The organism is Rothia mucilaginosa (assembly GCF_001061665.1).
Classification (GTDB): Bacteria; Actinomycetota; Actinomycetes; order Actinomycetales; family Micrococcaceae; genus Rothia; species Rothia mucilaginosa_A.
The window spans coordinates 1-20,574 of the sequence record NZ_JVSP01000004.1; the positions used below are offsets into that span (position 1 = coordinate 1).

The 20,574-nt window shown below is 58.8% G+C and carries 14 protein-coding genes; all 14 read right to left on the bottom strand.

Annotated elements, in window-relative coordinates; genetic code table 11:
• Positions 1 to 650: 650 nt before the first annotated feature.
• On the bottom strand, positions 651 to 1,382 hold the full coding sequence (locus ADJ95_RS02960; RefSeq protein WP_049332433.1) for a DUF6318 family protein: 732 nt from the start codon (positions 1,380 to 1,382) through the stop codon (positions 651 to 653).
• A 345-nt stretch (positions 1,383 to 1,727) separates the two neighbouring features.
• Positions 1,728 to 1,976: a hypothetical protein gene (locus ADJ95_RS02965; RefSeq protein WP_049332435.1), complete on the bottom strand. Its 249-nt coding sequence runs from the start codon at positions 1,974 to 1,976 to the stop codon at positions 1,728 to 1,730.
• A 365-nt stretch (positions 1,977 to 2,341) separates the two neighbouring features.
• Positions 2,342 to 5,737, bottom strand: coding sequence for a type I restriction endonuclease subunit R, EcoR124 family (locus ADJ95_RS02970; protein ID WP_049332436.1), 3,396 nt, complete (start codon positions 5,735 to 5,737; stop codon positions 2,342 to 2,344).
• 193 nt (positions 5,738 to 5,930) lie between these two features.
• Complete coding sequence (locus ADJ95_RS09020; RefSeq protein WP_204371128.1) at positions 5,931 to 7,199, bottom strand: restriction endonuclease subunit S; 1,269 nt, start codon at positions 7,197 to 7,199, stop codon at positions 5,931 to 5,933.
• Positions 7,200 to 7,201: 2 nt separating this feature from the next.
• The gene (locus ADJ95_RS02985; protein WP_049332438.1) at positions 7,202 to 8,827 is read right to left on the bottom strand and encodes a type I restriction-modification system subunit M; all 1,626 of its coding nucleotides are present in this window, start codon (positions 8,825 to 8,827) and stop codon (positions 7,202 to 7,204) included.
• Between the two features lie 399 nt (positions 8,828 to 9,226).
• A complete protein-coding gene (locus ADJ95_RS02990; RefSeq protein WP_049332441.1) occupies positions 9,227 to 10,210 on the bottom strand; it encodes an Abi family protein in 984 nt (327 codons plus the stop codon).
• A gap of 127 nt (positions 10,211 to 10,337) precedes the next feature.
• Positions 10,338 to 12,914: a RelA/SpoT family protein gene (locus ADJ95_RS02995; RefSeq protein WP_414706033.1), complete on the bottom strand. Its 2,577-nt coding sequence runs from the start codon at positions 12,912 to 12,914 to the stop codon at positions 10,338 to 10,340.
• 263 nt (positions 12,915 to 13,177) lie between these two features.
• Complete coding sequence (secF, locus tag ADJ95_RS03000) at positions 13,178 to 14,326, bottom strand: protein translocase subunit SecF (protein WP_049332443.1); 1,149 nt, start codon at positions 14,324 to 14,326, stop codon at positions 13,178 to 13,180.
• 2 nt (positions 14,327 to 14,328) lie between these two features.
• Positions 14,329 to 16,032 (bottom strand): protein translocase subunit SecD, encoded by a 1,704-nt coding sequence (gene secD, locus ADJ95_RS03005; RefSeq protein WP_049332445.1) that lies wholly within the window; start codon positions 16,030 to 16,032, stop codon positions 14,329 to 14,331.
• 110 nt (positions 16,033 to 16,142) lie between these two features.
• Positions 16,143 to 16,517, bottom strand: coding sequence for a preprotein translocase subunit YajC (yajC, locus tag ADJ95_RS03010; protein ID WP_049332448.1), 375 nt, complete (start codon positions 16,515 to 16,517; stop codon positions 16,143 to 16,145).
• A 304-nt stretch (positions 16,518 to 16,821) separates the two neighbouring features.
• Positions 16,822 to 17,808, bottom strand: a complete 987-nt coding sequence (ruvB, locus tag ADJ95_RS03015; RefSeq protein WP_192830500.1) for a Holliday junction branch migration DNA helicase RuvB — start codon at positions 17,806 to 17,808, stop codon at positions 16,822 to 16,824.
• Positions 17,809 to 18,006: 198 nt separating this feature from the next.
• Positions 18,007 to 18,627: a Holliday junction branch migration protein RuvA gene (ruvA, locus tag ADJ95_RS03020; RefSeq protein ID WP_044150401.1), complete on the bottom strand. Its 621-nt coding sequence runs from the start codon at positions 18,625 to 18,627 to the stop codon at positions 18,007 to 18,009.
• 223 nt (positions 18,628 to 18,850) lie between these two features.
• Positions 18,851 to 19,507, bottom strand: a complete 657-nt coding sequence (ruvC, locus tag ADJ95_RS03025; protein ID WP_049332541.1) for a crossover junction endodeoxyribonuclease RuvC — start codon at positions 19,505 to 19,507, stop codon at positions 18,851 to 18,853.
• Between the two features lie 292 nt (positions 19,508 to 19,799).
• Complete coding sequence (locus ADJ95_RS03030; RefSeq protein ID WP_012903452.1) at positions 19,800 to 20,558, bottom strand: YebC/PmpR family DNA-binding transcriptional regulator; 759 nt, start codon at positions 20,556 to 20,558, stop codon at positions 19,800 to 19,802.
• Positions 20,559 to 20,574 lie beyond the last annotated feature (16 nt).

The window sequence follows — 20,574 nt, forward strand, 5'->3', positions numbered from 1 at the left end:
TGGGTGCGTCGACGTAGAAGTTGACGGCTTGGTTCTTGTAGACGTTGGGGTTGTTTTCGCCGAGGCCGGTGCCGAGGTTGTAGGACTGCTTCAAAACAGGGGCCTGGATATTGGTGTTAGCGAATTGGTCCTCGATTTCTTGGAGCATTTCTTCGNNNGTGGGTCCCTTGGGGGTTTCTTTGGGGTTGGTGGGGGTGAGGGTTTTAGTGTCGTTAGGTTGGCAGGAGACTGTGTATGTTGCGGTGTCGTCGGACGTGATGGGTTTTTCTCGAATGCGGGTGTATTTTCCTGGTCTCTCGTTTTCGGAGTAGCATTCTGGTTCGCCGGGGCGGCGTTTTGATGTCTTGCGAGCATACATTTTAACGCCGGTCTCATCGTTTATTTCTTGGTAGTTATTTTTAAACCATGTTTCATAATCAAAATATTCTTGGTTGATAGACTGGGAAGTATTTGAGGAATCGCTAGGGACTTCAGAATTTTCCTCTTTATTTTTATCTGCTGTTCTTGATCGGCGATTCGGTGGGTTCGGAACCTTGTAGCAATGACCGTTAGAATCAGGATTTGTGCATTCTTCAGCATATGCAGTTGTAGGGATTATCAGAGAAGCAGACAAAACTGATACGCAGAATATTCCAATATATTTGATACCGCTATTCATCTTTGAGCTCATCTCCATCTCCACTGCCAATAATTTTCCAATAACCATTAGAGTAGCTGAAGAAGAAATTGAATTTATCATCATCTTTGTTGGTGTTTGCTTGCTTTGTAATTTTTCCGTCAGGCTCAATATACATTGCAATACTCCAAAAAACACGAATTTTCATACGGTAAATCTTCTGCTTCTCATCGTAAACAGGTATGCTCTCCTGCTGATATGAGTCAAGTCCTTCGATTACCCAACCTCCACGCTGGTAGAGCCCCTCAAGGTATTCGTAGAACTTGTATTCTTCAGTGCTCTCAGAAACGTACTTTTTGGCGTATGAGCAGTCGCCGGTCTGAATACCGTAGTTATGAGCAACAACCCAGTCCTCCATCATATGAATGAGGCCCTCCTCGTTTTCAGGATACTGAGCAGGCTCATTACGGGGCTTGGGGACGTTCTGCGCAGGGCCGTAGCCGTCTGCCTTACGGTACTCGCCATCGGGGGCTTTCGAGCCACCGGAGTAGCCGCGAGTTACTCGCGGGCTCGGAGTAGCTGATGCAGAAGCAGCGTCAGATGCTGCCGCAGAGGCCGAAGCAGTCTCACTCGGTGCGCCGGAAGAAGTCGAGCCGGCAGCCTCATTAGCGGCCTGCTGACCGCACGCCGCGAGCAGGCCGGTCAGGCCGAAGAGTGCGCCGCCGCTCAGCAGGGTGCGGCGGGTCAAAACGGATTCAGGTCCCATTAGGGGTGCTCCAATCGTCGGTGATGGTGTGTATGTGCTAGTCGAGAAGCTTTCTTTAGGTACAGCAACGTATCCAAAAGCGCCCAGACTAGGTACCTCGCATTATCGATGCACCGGTGCATTGCTATGAGTCCCAGAACCACCCTACAGGAAATTTAGCCATGTTTGCACTCTTTTGCGGTTTATGACAGTCAAAAAACCGCAATACATTATTTTCGCTATCAAACAACATTTGCCTACCGCAACGATGCCTATACTCTTACGGCAACGAAGCCACTTCCGTCAGGCCATCACATCGCCAAAATGCAGGGCCCTACTCCCCCGGCGGCTCCGCCGCATCCTGGCTCAGACGGCGAGCGCGTACATGTCGCGGAGGGCATCTTCTGCCTCGTCGAAGGCGTATCCGCTCTGGCAGAGAGCATCGCAGCGGTTACCGTAGCAGAGGCCGGCGAGGAACTCGCGGTCGGTGACTTCGGGCAGGTGTTCCATGAGGTATTCGCCGTTGTCAGTGAAGAAGTCGTCAATATTGGCGGCGTCCTGACCGGAGCAGAAGGCGCGGAAGTCTTCATCGCTGTAGTAGCCATCCGTGTACATGGGTTTCTCCTTTGGTCGTTCGATGGAGGAATGAGAACGCATCCTTGTTCTCTACCACCAAAGGTACGGGGCACCCCTGACAAGATAAGGGGCTGCACCGCCCCACGCCGGAGAAAACACACAAAAATATTGTGTGACGAGGGATGTTCTGGAGGCGCCCCCCACCGCCCGCATACGCTTCGCGGAGATGAGGCGGTGAAGACTGCTACCCTGCCGAGAAGGCTCCTCCCATGAACGGCGAAAAGCCACATGTGTTTCGAGCAGCCACCAAAGAAGTGGCTTTTCGAAACACATGTGGCTTCTGGGCGGATTACCTCTGGGCGGATTACCGCAGGCTACCGCCGGTTACAGCACGTCACCGCGGGTTATTCTCCGCCGAGGAACGGCATGAAGCGGACGATGTGCTTCTCCAGCTTCTGCTTCACGCGCTTCGCCTTGGTTGCTGCATCCTCGGTCTTCGCACCGCCGAGCTTGCCGCCGAAGAGCGAAATCTTGCCCTTGACCAGGCGGCTGATCTTGCCGGGAATGGTGCGGCGGTTTTCCTTGAGGGCACGGTTGACGACGCGTTGGGTTTCGGCGGAGTCCAGCTCTTCGTCCTTCACGATGGTGTCTTCTTCGCGGGTGCGGCGGTCGGTCACGTAGTGGTGGAAGTGTTCCTGCACGTCGTGGTCTTCGGACTCGTTCAGGTAGGTGTCGAAGTAGTCCTCGATGATATCGCCGCTTTCGCGCAGGTCGGCGTCGTTACGAATTGCGAGGCGCACGCGGTCGCGGAAGTGCTCCACGCTGTCCTGCGCGGTTTCGGAGGTGCCGCTCTCCCCTGCCGCCTTGCCGTGGCGTGCGGCGCGGGCTGCCTTGACGAGCTCCAGGATGTAGAGCACACCGACTTCCTGCTGCCTGACCAGTTCGGTCAGGAAGGATACGCGATCAAACAGGTCAACTGCGGTCGGCTTTTCTTCGCCTTCGCCGGTTTCGCTGTCGGCGCTGTCCTTCGCTTCTTCCTGTTCGCGGCGCAGTTCGCGGGCTTCTTCGTAGATGTCGTTGTAGACACCGGTGTAGCCCTGCATGTCGTAGTCGCTGATGAGTTCGTTGCCGCCGTCGCGGATGAACTCGTCGTGCACGCGCAGTTCCTGCTGCAGTTTAAGCACCTGGTTCATGAGCTCGATGTAGCGGGCCTTGTCTTCGGTGGTGTCCACGGTGATGGAGCCGCCCTCGTCGATGGGGAATTCTTCGCGCAGGTCGGACACAGCCTTGTCGTATGCGGCGTAGGCTTCCTTGTAGGATCGGGTGAACGCGATGTCGAGGGCAGACTGGCCGCTGCTGTTTTCGGTGTCGCCGAAGAGGGTGAAGGCGTCCTTGGTTGCCTGTTCGAGGTCGCGGAAGCACACGATGTTGCCGGAGGGCTTGAGCGAGTTGAGGATTCGGTTGGTGCGGCTGTATGCCTGCACCAGGCCATGCATCTTCAGGTTCTTGTCGACCCAGAGGGTATTGACGGTCTTGGAGTCAAAACCGGTGAGGAACATGTTGACGACGATGAGCAGGTCCAGCTCACGCATCTTCATCTTGCGGGAGACGTCCTTGTAGTAGTTGTCGAAGGAGTCGCCGTCGGTGCTGAAGTTGGTGCCGAACATGGTGTTGTAGTCTTCGAGGAAGCCGTCCATGCGGCTGCCGGTGCCTTCGGTGGCAAAGGTGAAGTTTTCTTCATCGCCGAAGGTGTCGAAGAGCTGCCCGCCGTTGCCCTGCGAGTAGATGATGGCTACCTTGAGCTTCTGTTCGGGGCGCAGGGTGCCGTCTGCGATGCGTTCTTCCTGCAGGGTGTTGAGGGTGTCGTAGTAGGTGCAGGCAGCATCAATAGACGAGGTTGCCAGGATCGAGTTGAAGCCGCGCACGCGCTCTACGTAGTGTTTGGTGACGCCGTTGATGGTGCGGGTCTTTTTGATGTCGTAGCTGGTGGCTGCGCTCTGGTTGGTTTTGCGGTCGTAGTTGTCCAGGATGTAGGTGGCTACGGCTTCGATACGTTCGGGGCTTTCGAGTACTTCCTTGCTCTTTGCGAACTTGGCGAGTTCCTTCGAGTCGGGGGTTTCGGCGTGTTCGGCGGCGATTTCTTCTGCGTAGGAGGTTTCTTCGAGTTCGGCGAAGTGGGGGCTGGTGTTGGTGTATTCCAGGTGGAATTTCAGCACGTTCTTGTCGTTGATGGCGTCAACGACGGTGTAGGTGTGCAGGCAGTCGCCGAAGACTTCGACGGTGGTGGTGCCGGGGCCGCCTGCGGAGTTCTTTTCGAAGATGGGGGTGCCGGTGAACCCGAACATGCTGTACTTCTTGAAGCTCTTCTTGATGGCGGTGTTCATGCGGCCGAACTGGGAGCGGTGACATTCGTCGAAGATGATGGCTACACGCTGGCCGTAGACGGGGTGTTCGGAGTCGGCGGTGATGAGGTTGGACAGCTTGTGGATGGTGGTGACTACGATGTTGGTTCCGCGGTCGGCGAGGCGTTCGCTGAGTTCGCGGGTGCTGCCGGTGGAGCTGACGGAATCTGCCTGGAAGTTGTTGTATTCGAGCATGGTCTGGTAGTCGAGGTCCTTGCGGTCCACGACGAAGATGACCTTGTCGACGAGCCCGGTTTCTGCCAGGCGGCGTGCGGTCTTGAAGCTGGTGAGGGTCTTGCCGCTGCCGGTGGTGTGCCAGATGTAGCCGCCGGCTTCTTTGGTGCCGAGAATCTTAGGGTTGTTGTTGGCGATTTCGACGCGCTTAATGATTTTCTCGGTTGCCGCGATCTGGTAGGGGCGCATGACGAGCAGGTCCTGGCCTACGGTGAAGATGCAGTAGCGGGTCAGGACGTTTGCGAGGGTGTGGCGGGTGAGGAAGGTGCGCGCGAAGAGAATCAGGTCGTTGATTCGGTTGTTCTGTTCGTCTGACCAGTAGCTGGTGAAGTCGAAGCTCTTGCCTGCGGAGCCGCCGGAGGCGGTCTTGCGGCCGGCCTTCTGCTGGTCTTCGACGTGCTTGTGGCGCACGGTGTTGGAGTAGTACTTGGTTTCGAAGCCGTTGCTGATGGCGAAGATTTGGGCGTATTCGAAGAGGCGGTGCTGGTCCTGCTGGAAGCCTTCGTTCTGGTAGCGTTCGATTTGGTTGAAGGCTTCGCGGATGCTCACGTTGCGCTTCTTGAGTTCAATGTGCACGAGGGGCAGGCCGTTGACGAGGATGGTCACGTCGTAGCGGTTGAGTACCTTACCGTTGGGGGCGGGTACGCGGTACTGGTTGATGACCTGCATGCGATTGCGTGCGGGGTAGGCGGCGTCGATGAGCATGATGTTGCGCAGGGCGCCGTCTTCGAGGCGGAAGTCGATGAAGCGTTCTTCCTGGATGAGCTTGGCCTTTTCGAGGATGCCGTCGTTGGAGCGGGCGATGTGTTCGGTAAGTAGGCGGTTGAATTCTTCGTCGGTGAAGTGGAAGCCGCTGTTGGGGCCGTATGCGCCTTCTTCGGGGCGGGTGTTGAGGCGTTCGAGCTGTTCGCGCAGGTTGCGGATGAGCGCGGCTTCATCGGTGAGGCGCGGCAGGTAGTCGTAGCCTTGGGTTTTGAGGGTTTCGATGAGTTCGGCTTCGAGCTGCGCTTCGCTCTGGTGTTCACGCTTATTTTTGTGCTGGGATTCCCATTCGTCGTAGCCGGTTGCTTTGCTACGGTCGGCGATGACGGTGAAGTCGTCTGAGCTGAGGATGCTTTCGGTGCGTCCTTCGGCGGGGCGGGGGTGGTTGGGTACGGTTTCCACGGGGTGCTCCTTTGCGTAGGGGTTGAGTGTGTGGATGGTTGGGCTCGGGGTTAGTGAGCCCGGCCAGTTGGGTTTGGGTTGTTGAGTGTGGTTGAGGTATGTGGTTGAGGTCTAGCGGCCCGTGCAGGGGTGGTGGGTGGCCACTACCCCTGCACGGGGTTCGCGCGTGATGCGCGGTCTGATGCGCGGGTGGCTACTGGTTTTCGCCCTTGCGGGGGAAGGAAAGTAGCTGGTCGCGGTAGTACTCGTACTGGCTGCGACGCGCCGCGAGCTCTGCAGGTAGACCCTCGGAGAGGCTGGTGGTCAGGGTGTCAAAGCGGTCGAGAATATCGACAATGCGCTGCTGCTCTTCCAGGTTGGGGATAGGAATAGACACATTAGCCAGCTTCTTCTTGGAGACGTTGAACCTCGTAACTCCTTGAGCAGTTCGGATAATCTGTTTACGAGCTAAACGGCTCCTAAAAAGATATTTAGAAAACTCGGGGTTAAGAATGCTCGGATCATTGAGGCGATAGCAGATTGAGAAACTATTCAAATATGTTTTCTCGTCAGGTTCCTTCGTAACAACAGATGAAAGACCTGATTCTTCCATATTTTCAGATGATCCAGTCAGAAGAATGTCGCCCTTCATTAGGGAAAGCTGATTCTCTCCTTCTTTTACCTGCACGAAGTCAGGCCAAGTGAAATCGGCTGAAATGTTTTCATATACATTCTTGTAAGAAATGTAGCGCGCACCAGATGAGCCAAAATCATTCTTGGTCTTTCCCTTAAGTCCGCCGTAGAACTTGCCCAGTTCACCTAGAGAAACACGGGGACAGTCGAGGGCTTCGAAGAGTGAATCACGGTAGTACTCGTATTGCAGAGTACGCGCTTCCAGCTCCGCTTTCAGTTGTATTTCCAGCTCCGCTTCCAGGTTCGTGAATTTGTCGAGAATTTCTACAATCGCTTCCTGAATCTCCATTGGCGGCATAGGAGCCAATATAGTCTCAAGACTCTTACCTGACACGCGACGTACTTTGGTCCCTGTAATATAACGAATTTTTTGTCGCTGAAAATTATGGGTCATAAAAAAATATGCGATATATTTTGCATTAAACGAATGGCGATAAATATATGCATCACCACTAACCCCAACAGGCTCTTCCCCTAGCCAAGCAACCGCCTTACAGACATCTTCATCATTTTCACTTGTAGTGGCAATAACAAGATCTCCGGGGTCTGCTTTTCGAAGCTTTGAGTACAACTCAAAATCTGTATAAGACTTAGCCTTAGATGCGAATGCACCATAATGAGTAAAAACCTGACCGTAATGAATAACAGGCATACCTTCGAGAAAAAGATCTTTTTTCTGCAATCCATTACCCCGAATAAACTCACCTACCTCGCCTAGCGGACGGTACTCCACCCCATCCGGGCAGAGCTCAGCCACCAGGCGGTCAATATAATTCGTCACCTCAGCCACGACTACTCGCCGCCTTCCAGACGCGCCACAATAGCGTCAATCTCCACGCGCAGCTGAGCCTGACGAGCCACAATACCCTCAATATGGGAATTCAACTCAACAATGTCCACACGCTCACGCGTATCTTCCGGCTCAACCCAGCTCGACACCGCCAGGTTCGCCTCCTGCTCCAGCAACTTCTCCACCGGAACCAGCGCCGAGAAATGCTCACGCTCCTCACGAGCCGCCAGCACCTCCAGAATCTTCTCACGGTGCGACTTACCCAGAATGTTCTGGTTCGTGCCCTTATCAAAGAGCTGCGAAGCATCCACGAACAGCACCGAATGGTCCTTACGGCGGCCCTTCTTCAACACCAAAATACAGGTCGCAATGCTCGTACCGTAGAACAGGTTGGCGGGCAGCTGAATCACGGCATCCACCACGTTCTGCTTCAGCAGGTACTCACGAATCTTACGCTCCGCAGCACCGCGATACAGAACGCCCGGGAACTCAACGATAGCCGCCGTACCCGCCTCATCCAGCGACGCCAGCATATGCATCGTGAACGCCAAATCAGCCTTCGACTTCGGCGCCAACACCGCCGCAGGGGCGTAACGGTCATCGTGAATCAGAGTCGGGTCGGCGTCACCCTTCCACTTCGTCGAATACGGAGGGTTAGACACAATCGCACCAAACGGCTCCTCAAAATCGCCGCCCGCACCACCGCGGTGCTTCGGGTCAATCAGAGTATCACCGTGCGCAATGCTGAAATCATCCACCGGCACACCGTGCAGCATCATGTTCATGCGGCACAGGTTATAGGTGGTCAGGTTAATCTCCTGACCCACAAAACGCAGAGCATCCGAGTTCTTACCCAGCTCACGCTTAAACTTCAACAGCAGCGAACCCGAACCACACGCCGGGTCATACACGGTACGAATCTGCTCAGCATCACGGCCATCCATGGCAATCTTCGCCAGCAGCTCCGAAACCTCCTGCGGGGTGTAGTACTCGCCGCCGCTCTTACCCGCATTCGCCGCATACATGCCCATCAGGTACTCGTAGGCGTCACCGAAGGCGTCATTCTCGCTATCCTCATAGCCCTTATCCAAGTTCATGTCCGCCACAGCGTCCATGAGCTTCAGCAGGTTCTCGTGACGAGCCGCCGGGCTCACACCCAGCTTGTTCGAATCCAGCACGAAGTCATCGAAAAGGCCCTTCACGTTATTCTCAGACTCGGTGCCACGCGCCGACTCCTCAAACGCCTTGAACACGTTCGCCAGGGTCTCATTCAGGTTCTGGTCCTGACGAGCCTTCGCGTGCACCACAGAGAACAGCTGCGAGGGCAACAGCAGGAAGCCGCGCTCTTCCACCAGCATGCGGCGAGTATCCTCGTCAAAAGCCTCATCAGGAATCTGCTCAAAAGCCTGATCCAGACCGTACTTCTTCTCAACAAAGCGCACCTGGCTCTCAGAGAGGTAACGGTAGAAGAGCATGCCCAGCACGTACTGCTTAAAGTCCCAGCCGTCTACCGAGCCGCGCAAATCATTAGCGATACGCCAAATCGTGGAGTGCAGCTGCGCACGCTCAGCGTTACGGTTACGGTGCTCGTCAGTAGTAGCGGAAGAATCCGTAGACTGCGTCGTCATAGGGGCGGTCAACCTCTCATTAGTAATCGTTTCTACAGTCGAAGAAACGTCAAATATTCGGGACCCATACGGTCCCGGTCGTACACATGCGCCAGCGCGGGTCTAGATGCTGTACTCCGTGGGAGCGTTCATAGCTTCCACAAGCCATTTCGTACCCGGCGGCGCGAACTCTTTCAGTATACGGGTTCCCCCGACCCCGCACGCGCCGGTTCGTCATCGCCGAGCCACTGGTTGTTTCGATAGGTTAGTGTCTTCACTGCGGGTTAAAGACCCACGGCGAAGACACTAACCTATCGAAGGAGCCCCGACCCTTCCCCATAGACAGCGAAAAGCCACATGTGTTTCGAGAAGCCACCAAAGAAGTGGCTTTTCGAAACACATGTGGCTTCTGGGGCGGAGTTATTCTTGACTGGACATCATCATTCTCAAATGAGTCTCCCAATCTTCAGGGAACCCCATCTCGCTCACATGACGTAGTCTAAGCGGCATATAGTCAGACTTAATCAGGGTAATGAGCTTGTCCGTCCACGTCGTACCCGGGGAGACGCTTCTCAGCATAAACGCTATTACTAAGAGAGCTCCATACAATCTTTCACTCTGTCCTCGCGGAAGTGAGGACAGCCCAGGGATAGTACGAAACACGTTAGTCGAAGCAGGAGTAAAACGCCTATTAAACAAACGCCCATGATGTGCACACACATTGCGCACAATGCTCAGCTGTTCACACCATCTCGCTAACGGGTCCTGTCGATAGTATGTTTTCTTGTGTCGAGCTAGCAAAGCTGTAGCATCAACTTTAAACCCGAAGGCAGTCGAAATCTCATGCTGGACAGGTACGGACAACCCACCATACAAAATAGATATATCTGAGAAATCTAGCGTCTCAGCAAGCACCCAGAAAGGGTAACCATCATAGTTCTCTGAGTAGTGACGAATTGCAGCATTACTCTTTTTAGCACGCTCCACACGTCCCATTGCTCTATCAAGCCACCCAGCATGGTCAAAATCAGGGCGGAACAAATCAGAGTCCTGGTAAGCCAGCGGTCCGTGAGAGACAACCCATTCGCCGATACGCGTACGTAAAGCTATTTCTATACGCTCAATTGCATCATGAATTAAGGTACGTAATTTCCGATCAAATTCGTACAGCTGAGCAACTTCTTCAAAAGAAGTACCTTGAACAAATCTATCCTCGCGAAACGGTTTCTTCGGGTCATCTGTAGGCTGTAAAACACGATATGGATAAGAATACCCAGACAGTCGGTAGTAAGAAATATTAGACAACCATTGTCTAGCGAGTCGGTCATCAACCGCCATACCGCGATTACGCAGTAGTGTTATCTGTTCGTTCAGAGTCGTAGCGTTTTTAACCTGTGCACCCATGCTATATGACCTTCCACATAGAAATCCGGCCCGTCTACTCCATCAAGAGTAGCGGGCCGAACGGTTAACTCAAGAGTACAAAAACCAGCACCCAAAAATCAACACATGAAGGATATTTCTAAAGAGCCTACGCCTCCGAGGGCTTCGCGCCGGTCAGGCGGTACGCCTTGTACACGCCCGTCACGTTACGGACCACGTTCAGCACGTGCTCCAGCATGAAGCGGTCACCCAGCTCCAGGGCGAAGCGGTCCACCACGGTGCGATCCTCCGAAGTGTGCACACGCGCATCCAGAATGTTCACGCCCGACTCAGAAATCGCGCGAATCAGGTCGCTCAGCAGGCCCTTACGGTCCAGCGCCTCCACCTGAATCTGCACACGGTACGTAGCGGTCGGCGAAGACGCCCACTCAACCGTCGTCACGCGCGGCTCCTCGTCAGCGTTACGCATGTTCGGGCAGTCACGGCGGTGCACCGAAATGCCGTTGTAACGAGTCACAATACCGATAATGTCATCCGGCGGGACCGGGGTGCAGCAGCGCGCAATCTTCGTCAGCACACCCTCAGCACCCGGCACAATCACGCCGTTATCGCCAATCGCCTTGCGGGTCGACTTCAGCAACGTCTCATCAAAGTCGCTGACCTCAACCTCGGGTGCCGGCTCGTCACCGCGGTGCACCTCAACGAGGGTGTCAATGACCTGCTTCGGCGCGATCTCGTGCTCACCAATCGCACGGTACAGTGACGCCACATCGTTCTTGTGCAGCAGCTGAGCCACCTGAGTCATAATCTCCGGGCTCATCATCTTCTGCAGCGGCAGCTCACTGTTGCGCATGCTCTTGGTGAGCATCTCGCGGCCGGCGAGCAGCGCCTCCAGGCGGCGTTCCTTCGCGAAGTACTGGCGGATCTTCGTGCGAGCGCGCGAGGAGCGAACGAACTTCAGCCAGTCCTCGCTGGGTCCGGCGTCTTCGTTCTTCGTGGTCATAATCTCCACGGTCGCGCCGGTGGGCAGGACCGTGTGCAGCGGCACGAGGCGGCCGTTGACCTTCGCGCCGACGGTGCGGTCGCCGACCTCACTGTGGATGGCGTAGGCGAAGTCCACGGGGGTGGAGCCGTTGGGCAGGGCGATTGCCTCGCCGTTGGGGGTGAGAACGACGATTTCGTCGGTGTCGAGGGTGTCAGCGAGCGACTCGTAGAACTTCTCCGACTCCGGGTTGGAGTTCGAAATCTCCGCAATAGACTGCAGGATTCCGACGTTCATCATCGCCGAAGTCTGGGTGCCCGGCTCCTTCGGGTCCTTCGCGGGCGCGCCGCCACGAGCTGCGACCTTCTCGCCGCGCGACGCCGCCTTGTAGCGCCAGTGCGCCGCCACACCGTACTCAGCTTCTTCGTGCATCTTGTAGGTGCGGATCTGAATCTCAAGCGGCAGGTTGCCCGGACCGTACACGGTCAGGTGCAGCGACTGGTAGTTGTTGTTCTTCGGGTTCTTAATGTAGTCCTTGAAACGGCCCGTCATCGACGGCCACAGGGACAGCACGTGGCCGAGCACGGTGTAGCATTCCGCCTCTTCCTCGACCATGATGCGCACGGCAAGGATGTCGTTAATCTCGTCGAAGCTGCGGCCCTTCGTCTTCATCTTCTGATGAATCGAGTAGTAGTGCTTCGGGCGGCCCGTCACGGTCGCGTCGATGCCCACCTCTTTCAGACGCTCCGTAATCTTGGTGCGTGCCTCGTTCAGGAACTTTTCGAGCGCGGGGGTGCGTTCGCCGACCATGCGCACCATCTCGGCGTAAATCTCCGGGCTCATGGCGGCGAAGGAGAGGTCCTCCAGCTCCCACTTAATCGTGTTCAGGCCCAGGCGGTGCGCGAGCGGCGCGTAAATTTTCAGGGTCTCCTCCGCCTTCTTCGCGGCGGAAGCCTGCGGCACGAAACGCCAGGTACGGGCGTTGTGCAGGCGGTCGGCAAGCTTAATGAGCAGCACACGAATGTCCTTGCTCATGGACAGCACGAGCTTACGAATCGTCTCGATGGAGGCGTTCTCACCGTACGTCATCTTATCCAGCTTGGTCACGCCATCGACCAGGTAGGCGACCTCCTCGCCGAACTCCTCGGTGAGCTGCTCCATCGTGTAGTCGGTGTCTTCCACCGTGTCGTGCAGCAGGCCGGCGGCGAGCACGGGGCCGGTCGCGCCCATCTCCGCAAGAATCGCGGTCACAGCCACCGGGTGGGTGATGTACGGGTCGCCACTCTTACGCTTCTGACCCTCGTGGTAGTGGTTCGCCACCTCGTAGGCGCGCTGCAGCACGCGGATATCCTCGTCGGGGTGGTAGCGGCGCACCGCGCGCACGACCGGCGCGATCATGGGCGAGAAATGAATCGTTTCGCCGTTCGCGTCGGAGGTTTGCATGGTGGTGCGGCCGCCGAAGACCAGGCGGTTCGGCCTGCGTCCACCGGCGGCCATGACGCGGTGCGAGCCGCGGTGCTTCTTCGCGACGGATGCATCCGGCTCGGGCAGGGGAATCGGGCCGGCGGGGCGAACCGCAGGCTTGTCCTCGGCTTCCGCAGCAGGATGCGCCGCGGTGTTCTGGTGTGCTTCCGCTCGGTTAGCGTCAGCCCGATTCGACGCGGGCTGGGAGGGCTTCACCTGGGCAGCCTCGTTCGGCGCGGGGGTCTCAGCGTTGGCGTTCACGGCAGGTTCTGCACTCATTCCAGGCTCCTTCGGGCTCACGATAATCAGCCGCACGCTCGGGTTCCTCATCGTTGAAAGCTACCACCGGGCCGGTTGGCTGGCTCACACGCGGGCGCACAGCTTCTTCTACTCTTATCGTACCCAGCGGCCCGGAAGGCACCAAACTATGCGGCGTTTTGACACGCCCCAACCGCACACGCCCGGGCAGGCTAAACCAGGCACGCTAAAGGGGAGCCGACACCTTTCGGTATCGACTCCCCCAGCATCGGCGAGAACGCGGGCTACTCGCTTACGTTCACGCGATGAATCTCAATCGTCGCGCGGGCCGGCTTCTTGACCGACTTCTTGGCGGGCGCCTCCGCGGAATCCTCGGAGCCCTCATTGCCAGAGTCTTCGGAGCCCTCAGAGTCAGACTCCTCAGCCTCCTCATCGTCCTTGAAGTCGCCGTTCTCAACCTTCGCGGTGTGCTCACGAATCTTAGCCTCACCCAGGCGGAGCGTCGCGTACAGCGGGGCAGACACGAACAGCGTACCGAACATGCCCACCAGAATACCCACGAACAGCGACAGCGACAGGTCCTGCAGCGTACCCGCACCCAGCATGAACGCGCCGATGAACAGGATCGCGCCCACCGGTAGAACACCCACGATTGCGGTGTTAATCGAGCGGACCAGCGTCTGGTTCACGGCCAGGTTAATCTGCTCGGCGAAGGTCGTGTCGCGGCGTTCCAGCACGCCGTCCGTGTTCTCACGAATCTTGTCGAACACCACCACCGAGTCGTACAGCGAGTAACTCAGAATCGTCAGGAAGCCGATAATTGCACTCGGAGTAATCTCAAAGCCGAACGCGGCGTACAGGCCGACCGTCACCACCACGGTGAAGAACAGACCCGCGATAGACGCCAGCGACATCTTCCAGGTGCGGAAGTAGAAGGCCATGCCCACCAGGGCCAGGATTACGAACACCACGAGGCCCCAGAAGGCCTGTCGAGTCACATCCGCACCCCAGGTCGGGCCCACAAACGAGGAGGTCACGTCATTCTCAGAGACACCGTACGCCTCCTGCAGGGCCTTCTTCACCTGCAGGGTCTCGTCGTCGCTGAGCTTGCTCATCTGCGCGCGAATCGTGCCCGGCGCAATATTGGTCACGTGAACCTCGGAGGCGTCCTTCGCCTTCTCGTGAATGACGCGCTCGCCGGTTGCGACATCGACGTGCGCGGTCTTCGAGACCACGAACTCCGAACCGCCGCGGAAGTCAATACCCAGGTTGAAGCCTCCGCCAACCGCCGGAATCAGAACCGAGACGGCCATCAGCAGCGCGGCCAGGGCCAGCCACAGGCGGCGCTTACCCACGAAGGGGTACGAGCGGGCGCCCGAGTGCAGGTCGTTACCGAAGCGGGCAAAAGCATTAGGTTTCACATCGGTAGCCATGCCTAGCTCTCCTTCTTCTCGTCCGAAGCGGAAGCAGCGTCGTCGGAGGCCGACTCCTCAGCCGCACGTTCCGCACGGCGACGCTCGGCGATGCTCAGCTGCTTCTCCTCCGGGGTGCGGATGCGACCGGCACCGCGGTACAGCGGCGTGGAACCCAGCGACTCAGGCGACAGGCCCGAGTGGCGGTGACCCTCGCCGAAGTAACGAGTGTTCGCCAGCAGGGTCAGCGCCGGGTGGGTGAACAGGTACACCACCAGAAGGTCGGCGATTGCGGTCAGGCCCAGCGTGAACGCGAAGCCCTTCACCGAACCCACAGACACCACGTACAGCACCACGGCGGCCAGCAGGTTCACGGCCTTCGAGGCCAGAATCGTGCGGGATGCGCGCTTCCAACCGTGGTTCACGGCCGAGGGAATCGTGCGGCCCGCACGAATCTCATCACGGATACGCTCAAAGTACACGATGAACGAGTCGGCCGTCGCACCAATCGCCACGATCAGACCGGCCACGCCCGCCAGGGACAGGCGGTAGTTCAGGGCCCAACCCAGCAGGGCAATCGCCTCGTAAGAAATGATGCCGGCAACCACCAGCGACGCAATCGTCACGAAGCCCAGCAGGCGGTACTGGAACAGCGAGTAGATGAACACCAGCAGCAGACCGATCAGGCCGGTCAGCAGACCCACGCGCAGCTGCTCCGAACCCAGGGTTGCAGAAATCTGCTGCTCCGACTGGATCGTGAAGCTAATCGGCAGGGCGCCATACTTCAGCTGGTCGGCAAGAGCCTTCGCCTCCTGCTCGGTGAAGTTACCGGTAATCTGCGGCTTACCGTCAGAAATCACGGCCTGCGAAATCGGGGCGGACAGCACCTTGCCGTCCAGCATAATCGCGAAGCGAGCACGCGCATCAGAAGAGTTCTGGGCACGAATCGCGTTCAGGCGGGAAGTGATGTTCTGGAACTTCTCGCGGGCGGCATCGTTGAACTGAATGGTCACAGCCCAACGACCGGTGGTCACACCCTGGCCGCTGGTCTCCTGGGTGTGGCTCGCGGTAGAAATATCGCTACCATTCAGCTCCACGGGACCCAGGATGTACTTCTCCTTGCCGTCGGCGGAGCAGGCCACCATCGGCTTGGTCGGGTCGGCGCTATCCGTGTCCTCGTTGCGGGCCGCGGTGCAGTCCTTCGCCTCGTACTGCTTGTACAGGTCGGCGGTAATCCAGTTGCGGTCCGAACCGTCGGTCGGCTCGGCGGTCGGCTTGGGTAGCTTGTCGTCCGCGGTGCGGGATCCCTCGGCAACCGCGGCGCCTTCACCGGCCACCAGGACCGGGCGGAACGTCATATTTGCGGATGCCTGAATCAGCTGACGGGTCTCGGAGCTAATCGTGCCGGGAACCGAGACGACCACGTTGTTACCCGAGCCGAAGGAGGTGGTGACCTCCGCCTCAGACACGCCGGCGCCGTCAACGCGCTGACGAATAATCTCAACCGCCTGGTTCAGCTGCTCCTGGGTAACGTTCCCGTCCGATGATCCATTGACCTTCGGGGAGAGAATCATCTGCGTACCACCCGAGAGGTCCAGGGCCAGTTTCGGTGCCCAGGAGCCTCCCGAGTAGGTGCTGCCGAAGATGCCGGCAGCCATCACAACCATGAGCAGGACCATCGAGAGGAGCGCCCCTCGCGCGGCTGCAAGCGGTGAACGCTTAGCCATAATGTTCCTTCTATGAGTATTTTCGTGTGTAGATTAGGTGTTCTACAGATTCCTTAGCGGACGCGAAAACCCGACGCCGAGTGCGCGGCGCCGGGTCGTTCGGTCTTAAGTTACTGGGCGGTCTTCGAGGAGTCCTCGGAGACGCCGCCTTCCACGGGAGCCTGAGATTCCGCGGATGCCGGCTCGACGTCCTCGGTCAGGGGTGCGGCGGGGGCCTCGTCCTCAACAACGCTCATAATTGCGTTCAGCGCCACGGTGATAACAACGCCCTTGGCCAGCTCCAGCTGAATCTTATTGTCATCGAAATCGGTGCTGACGACGGTGCCGTAGAAGCCGGAACCGGTCATAACCTGAGTGCCGGGGACGAGAGACTGCTGCATTGCGCGCAGTTCCTCCATCTGCTTACGCTGACGCTTCTGGGCGGAGAACATCATCCATGCCAGGAACGCCATCATGGCAATCATAATCAGGAGGTTAAAATCCATGGTCTCACTTTCACATCCGCACCCGCGCCGCTCACCGCGCGGGTTGAGCGTGCTAAAAGGCGTGGAATCGTAGATACAGTACGTATCCATCCTACGCGAGAGCAGGAGCTTTAGCGCACCGAACCAGCGTTTTTGTGAGGTTTACCTGAGTTTTATCCAGCCCGTGGCGTAATTTTATGTCGCCGGCAAGGCTCGGCGACGCCAACAGAACCTGCAGAAGAGCTGTTGCGAACGCGTAGAAGAGCCCGCGAGAAGGGCGATACCTCCCACGGGCTACTTGCTGTATGTCTTGGCCGGTGCGGCTCTAGAGCTGAATCTCGGGGGCCTCCAGACCCAGGTGTTCCCAGGCTGCGGGCAGGGCCACGCGACCGCGCGGGGTGCGACCAATCAGGCCCTCGCGCACCAGGTAGGGCTCCGCCACGGTCTCCACGGTCTCGGTCTCCTCCCCCACCGCAATGGCGAGGGTGGACAGGCCAACCGGCCCGCCGCCGAACTTGTGGATGAGCGATTCCAGCACGGCGCGGTCCAGGCGATCCAGGCCGCGCGAATCTACCTCGTACATGTCCAGAGCGGTCGCGGCATCACGCGCGTTGATGCGGTCCACGCCGTTCACCAGGGCCCAGTCGCGCACGCGGCGCAGCAGGCGGTTCGCGATACGGGGCGTGCCGCGGGAGCGACCCGCAATCTCCGTGAAACCCTCGGAGGTAATCTGCATGTCCATCAGGCCGGCGCTACGGCGTAGCACTAACTCCAGCTCCTCAACCGAGTAGAACTCCAGGTGACCGGTAAAGCCAAAGCGGTCGCGCAGAGGCCCGGGCAGCAGACCCGCGCGGGTGGTTGCGCCCACCAGGGTAAACTGCGGAAGCTCCAGCGGAATGGAGGTCGCGCCGGCACCCTTACCCACCACGATGTCCACGCGGAAGTCTTCCATCGCCATGTAGAGCATTTCCTCGGCCGGGCGGCTCATGCGGTGAATCTCGTCGAGGAACAGCACCTCGCCGGGGGTCAGCGAAGATAGAATCGCCGCCAAATCCCCGGAATGTTGAATCGCGGGGCCGGAGGTGATGCGCAGGGGCGCGTCCATCTCGGCCGCAATAATCATGGCCAGGGTGGTCTTACCCAGGCCGGGAGGGCCCGAAAGCAGCACGTGATCGGCGCTGCGGCCGCGCATCTTCGAGGCCTCCAGCACGAGGGAAAGCTGCTGGCGCACGCGGCGCTGACCCACGAAGTCGTCCAGGGACTTGGGGCGCAGGGCCGCCTCAATCATCTTCTCTTCGGGCTCTTCTTCCATCGCGACCAGGCGCTGCGCGGGCGCACCCGGGACGCCGGGCACCTGACCGGGGAAATACCCGCCGGAAACCGGGGATACCGCGGCCTGCGAATCGTAGGGGTTCTGGGTCATAAAATTCTTCTTTCGTGGAGTGAGTGAGGCGCAAGGTAACGGGCGCGCCAAAATCGGCCGGGGTCAGTCAGGGCTCGGCGAGCGGCCCTAGTGGCGACCCACCGTGTTCTGCGTACCCAGGGATGCGAGCACGCCGCGCAGAGCCACGCCCACCGGCTCGCTCTCGGCGGAGGGATTGTGCTTCACGTACGCGTCGATGGCGGCGGAGGCGTCCTTCTCGCTCCAGCCCAGGGAGGTCAACGCATCCAGCACCTGCGGCTTCCACACGATGCCCTGGCTCAGCGGCAGCTCATCGGTCTGACCGTCGCTCAGAATCAGCTTGCCGGCAAGCTCCAGCACAATGCGGCGGGCACCCTTCGGACCGATGCCCGGAACCTTCGTGAAGGCCTTGTCGTCACCGGTGGCCACGGCTCGCTCCACCTCCGCGGCGGTGTGCACGCTCAGCACCGCCAGGGCGATGCGAGGGCCGATGCCCGAGACCGAGAGCATCATGTCAAAGACCTCGCGTTCGGCCGGTTCCGAGAAGCCGTAGAGGGTCATGGATTCCTCGCGCACGATCATGGTGGTCAGCACGGTGGCCTCCTCCCCTGTGCGCAGCTTAGAGAGAGTGCGTGCGGTGGCGTGCACCAGCATGCCGAAACCATTAACGTCAATCACCGCGTGGTCAAGCCCCACCTGGGCCACGCGGCCGGTCAGCGATGCAATCATTCTCTCCACCTTTCAACGCCCCGCGCCGGGGCGAACGATACAGCACTCCCCCGCGGCCTGTTGTGCCGCCGGCGCGCATCGGGGCCGGCGGGTATGCCGCGGGAAGATACTATCAGTATATTAGAATATTTCTTCTGAAATCAAGGGATATTCGAATTCTTTAGCGAATCCGGCTCCCGGTACGTTCGAAGGGGTTTGCTCGAAGGGTAACGAGTCGGCACCCCTAGCGGCGGGCCTTAGCCTCCGCCTCCATCCAGGCGCGCTGCGCGGGGGTCAGCGAACCCGCACGGCGAGCCTTCGCGGGCCGCGATCCCTGGTGCGTCTGCGTCTGGGCCGACATGTTAATACCCGAACCGATGCCGCCGCCGCGCCAGCCGTGACAGATGGCGATGGCCAGCGCATCGGCCGCGTCCGCGGGCTTCGGCATGGCGTTCAAGCCCAGAATGCGGGTCACCATGCGGCCCACCGAGGCCTTATCCGCGCGACCGCTGCCGGTCACCGCCGCCTTCACCTCGGAGGGCGTATGGAAGAACACCGGCACGCCGCGCATCGCCGCGGCAGAAATCACCGCGCCCGAGGCGTGCGCCGTACCAATCACCGTGTTCACCTGCTCCTGCGCAAAGACGCGCTCAATCGCTAGGGCGTCGGGCTGGTAGGTGTCCAGCCAGTGCGAGGCCGCGTTGAAAATCCAGAGGATGCGCTGGTCCAGCGTGCGGGCCGGGTCGGTGCCGGCCACGCCCACGTTCACGAAGTGCGCCTTACGGTCGGCGGTCATGTCGAGCATTGAGAAGCCGCAACGCGTGAGGCCGGGGTCCACGCCCATGATGCGGGTCGCCCCCGGCACGCGGTCCACGGCGGCGACCGTATGGTTTTCGCGCATGCTATCGCGCGCGGCGGATGCAGCGTTCACGTGTGCTTTCCTTCCACAGTTCGCTTTCCAAAGTTCGCGGGGTCTTCACTGGGTCTTCGCGGAGCCTTCGCGGGGTAAAGTCTGCGATACCGCAGTTCGCGGGACCACCAGCCGGAACACGGCCGATTGTTTAGGCCGGGCGTTTAGATCGGGCGCCGACCGGCATAACGTTCAAAAGCCACCTCCCGCCGGGTCCACGCGCGGTGGGCCGGCCGGGAAGTGGCTTCAGTGCACGCTCAGAAGTGGCGTGCTCGGGCGGTGACTACTCGGCTTCCAGCTGAGCAGCAACCTCGTCAGAGACGTTAGCGTTCGAGTAGACGTTCTGCACGTCGTCCAGTTCCTCGATGGCGTCTGCCAGCTTCAGGAACTTCTTGGCGCCCTCGGCGTCCAGGTCGACCTGCATGGTCGGGCGGAAGACCGGGTCGTCGTTGTTGTACTCCAGGCCGGCCTCGTCCAGAGCCTTACGAATCTCGGGCAGGTCGGTCGGTGCGGAGATGACAGTGAAGATATCGCCCTCGTCCAGGACCTCTTCGGCGCCGGCATCCAGAACAGCCATCAGAACGTCGTCCTCGGTCAGGCCATCAGTCTTGGTGACCTCAGCAACGCCCTTACGCTCGAACAGGAACGCAACCGAACCCTGGTCAGCCATGGTGCCGCCGTTACGGGTCACAGCCAGGCGAACCTCAGACGCTGCACGGTTACGGTTATCGGTCAGACACTCGATGTACAGGGCGGTACCCTGCGGACCGCGTGCCTCGTACATAATTTCGGTGTAGTCGATGGTCTCACCGGTCAGGCCGGCGCCACGCTTGATAGCGCGGTCGATGTTGTCGTTGGGGACGGAGTTCTTCTTCGCCTTCGACACAGCAAGGTCAAGAGCGGGGTTACCGGCAATATCAGCGCCGCCCATACGTGCCGCAACCTCAATTGCCTTAATGAACTTCGCGAAAGCCTTCGCGCGCTTAGCGTCGATAGCGGCCTTCTTGTGCTTAGTAGTCGCCCATTTAGAGTGACCCGACATTCGTATCTCCCTTAGT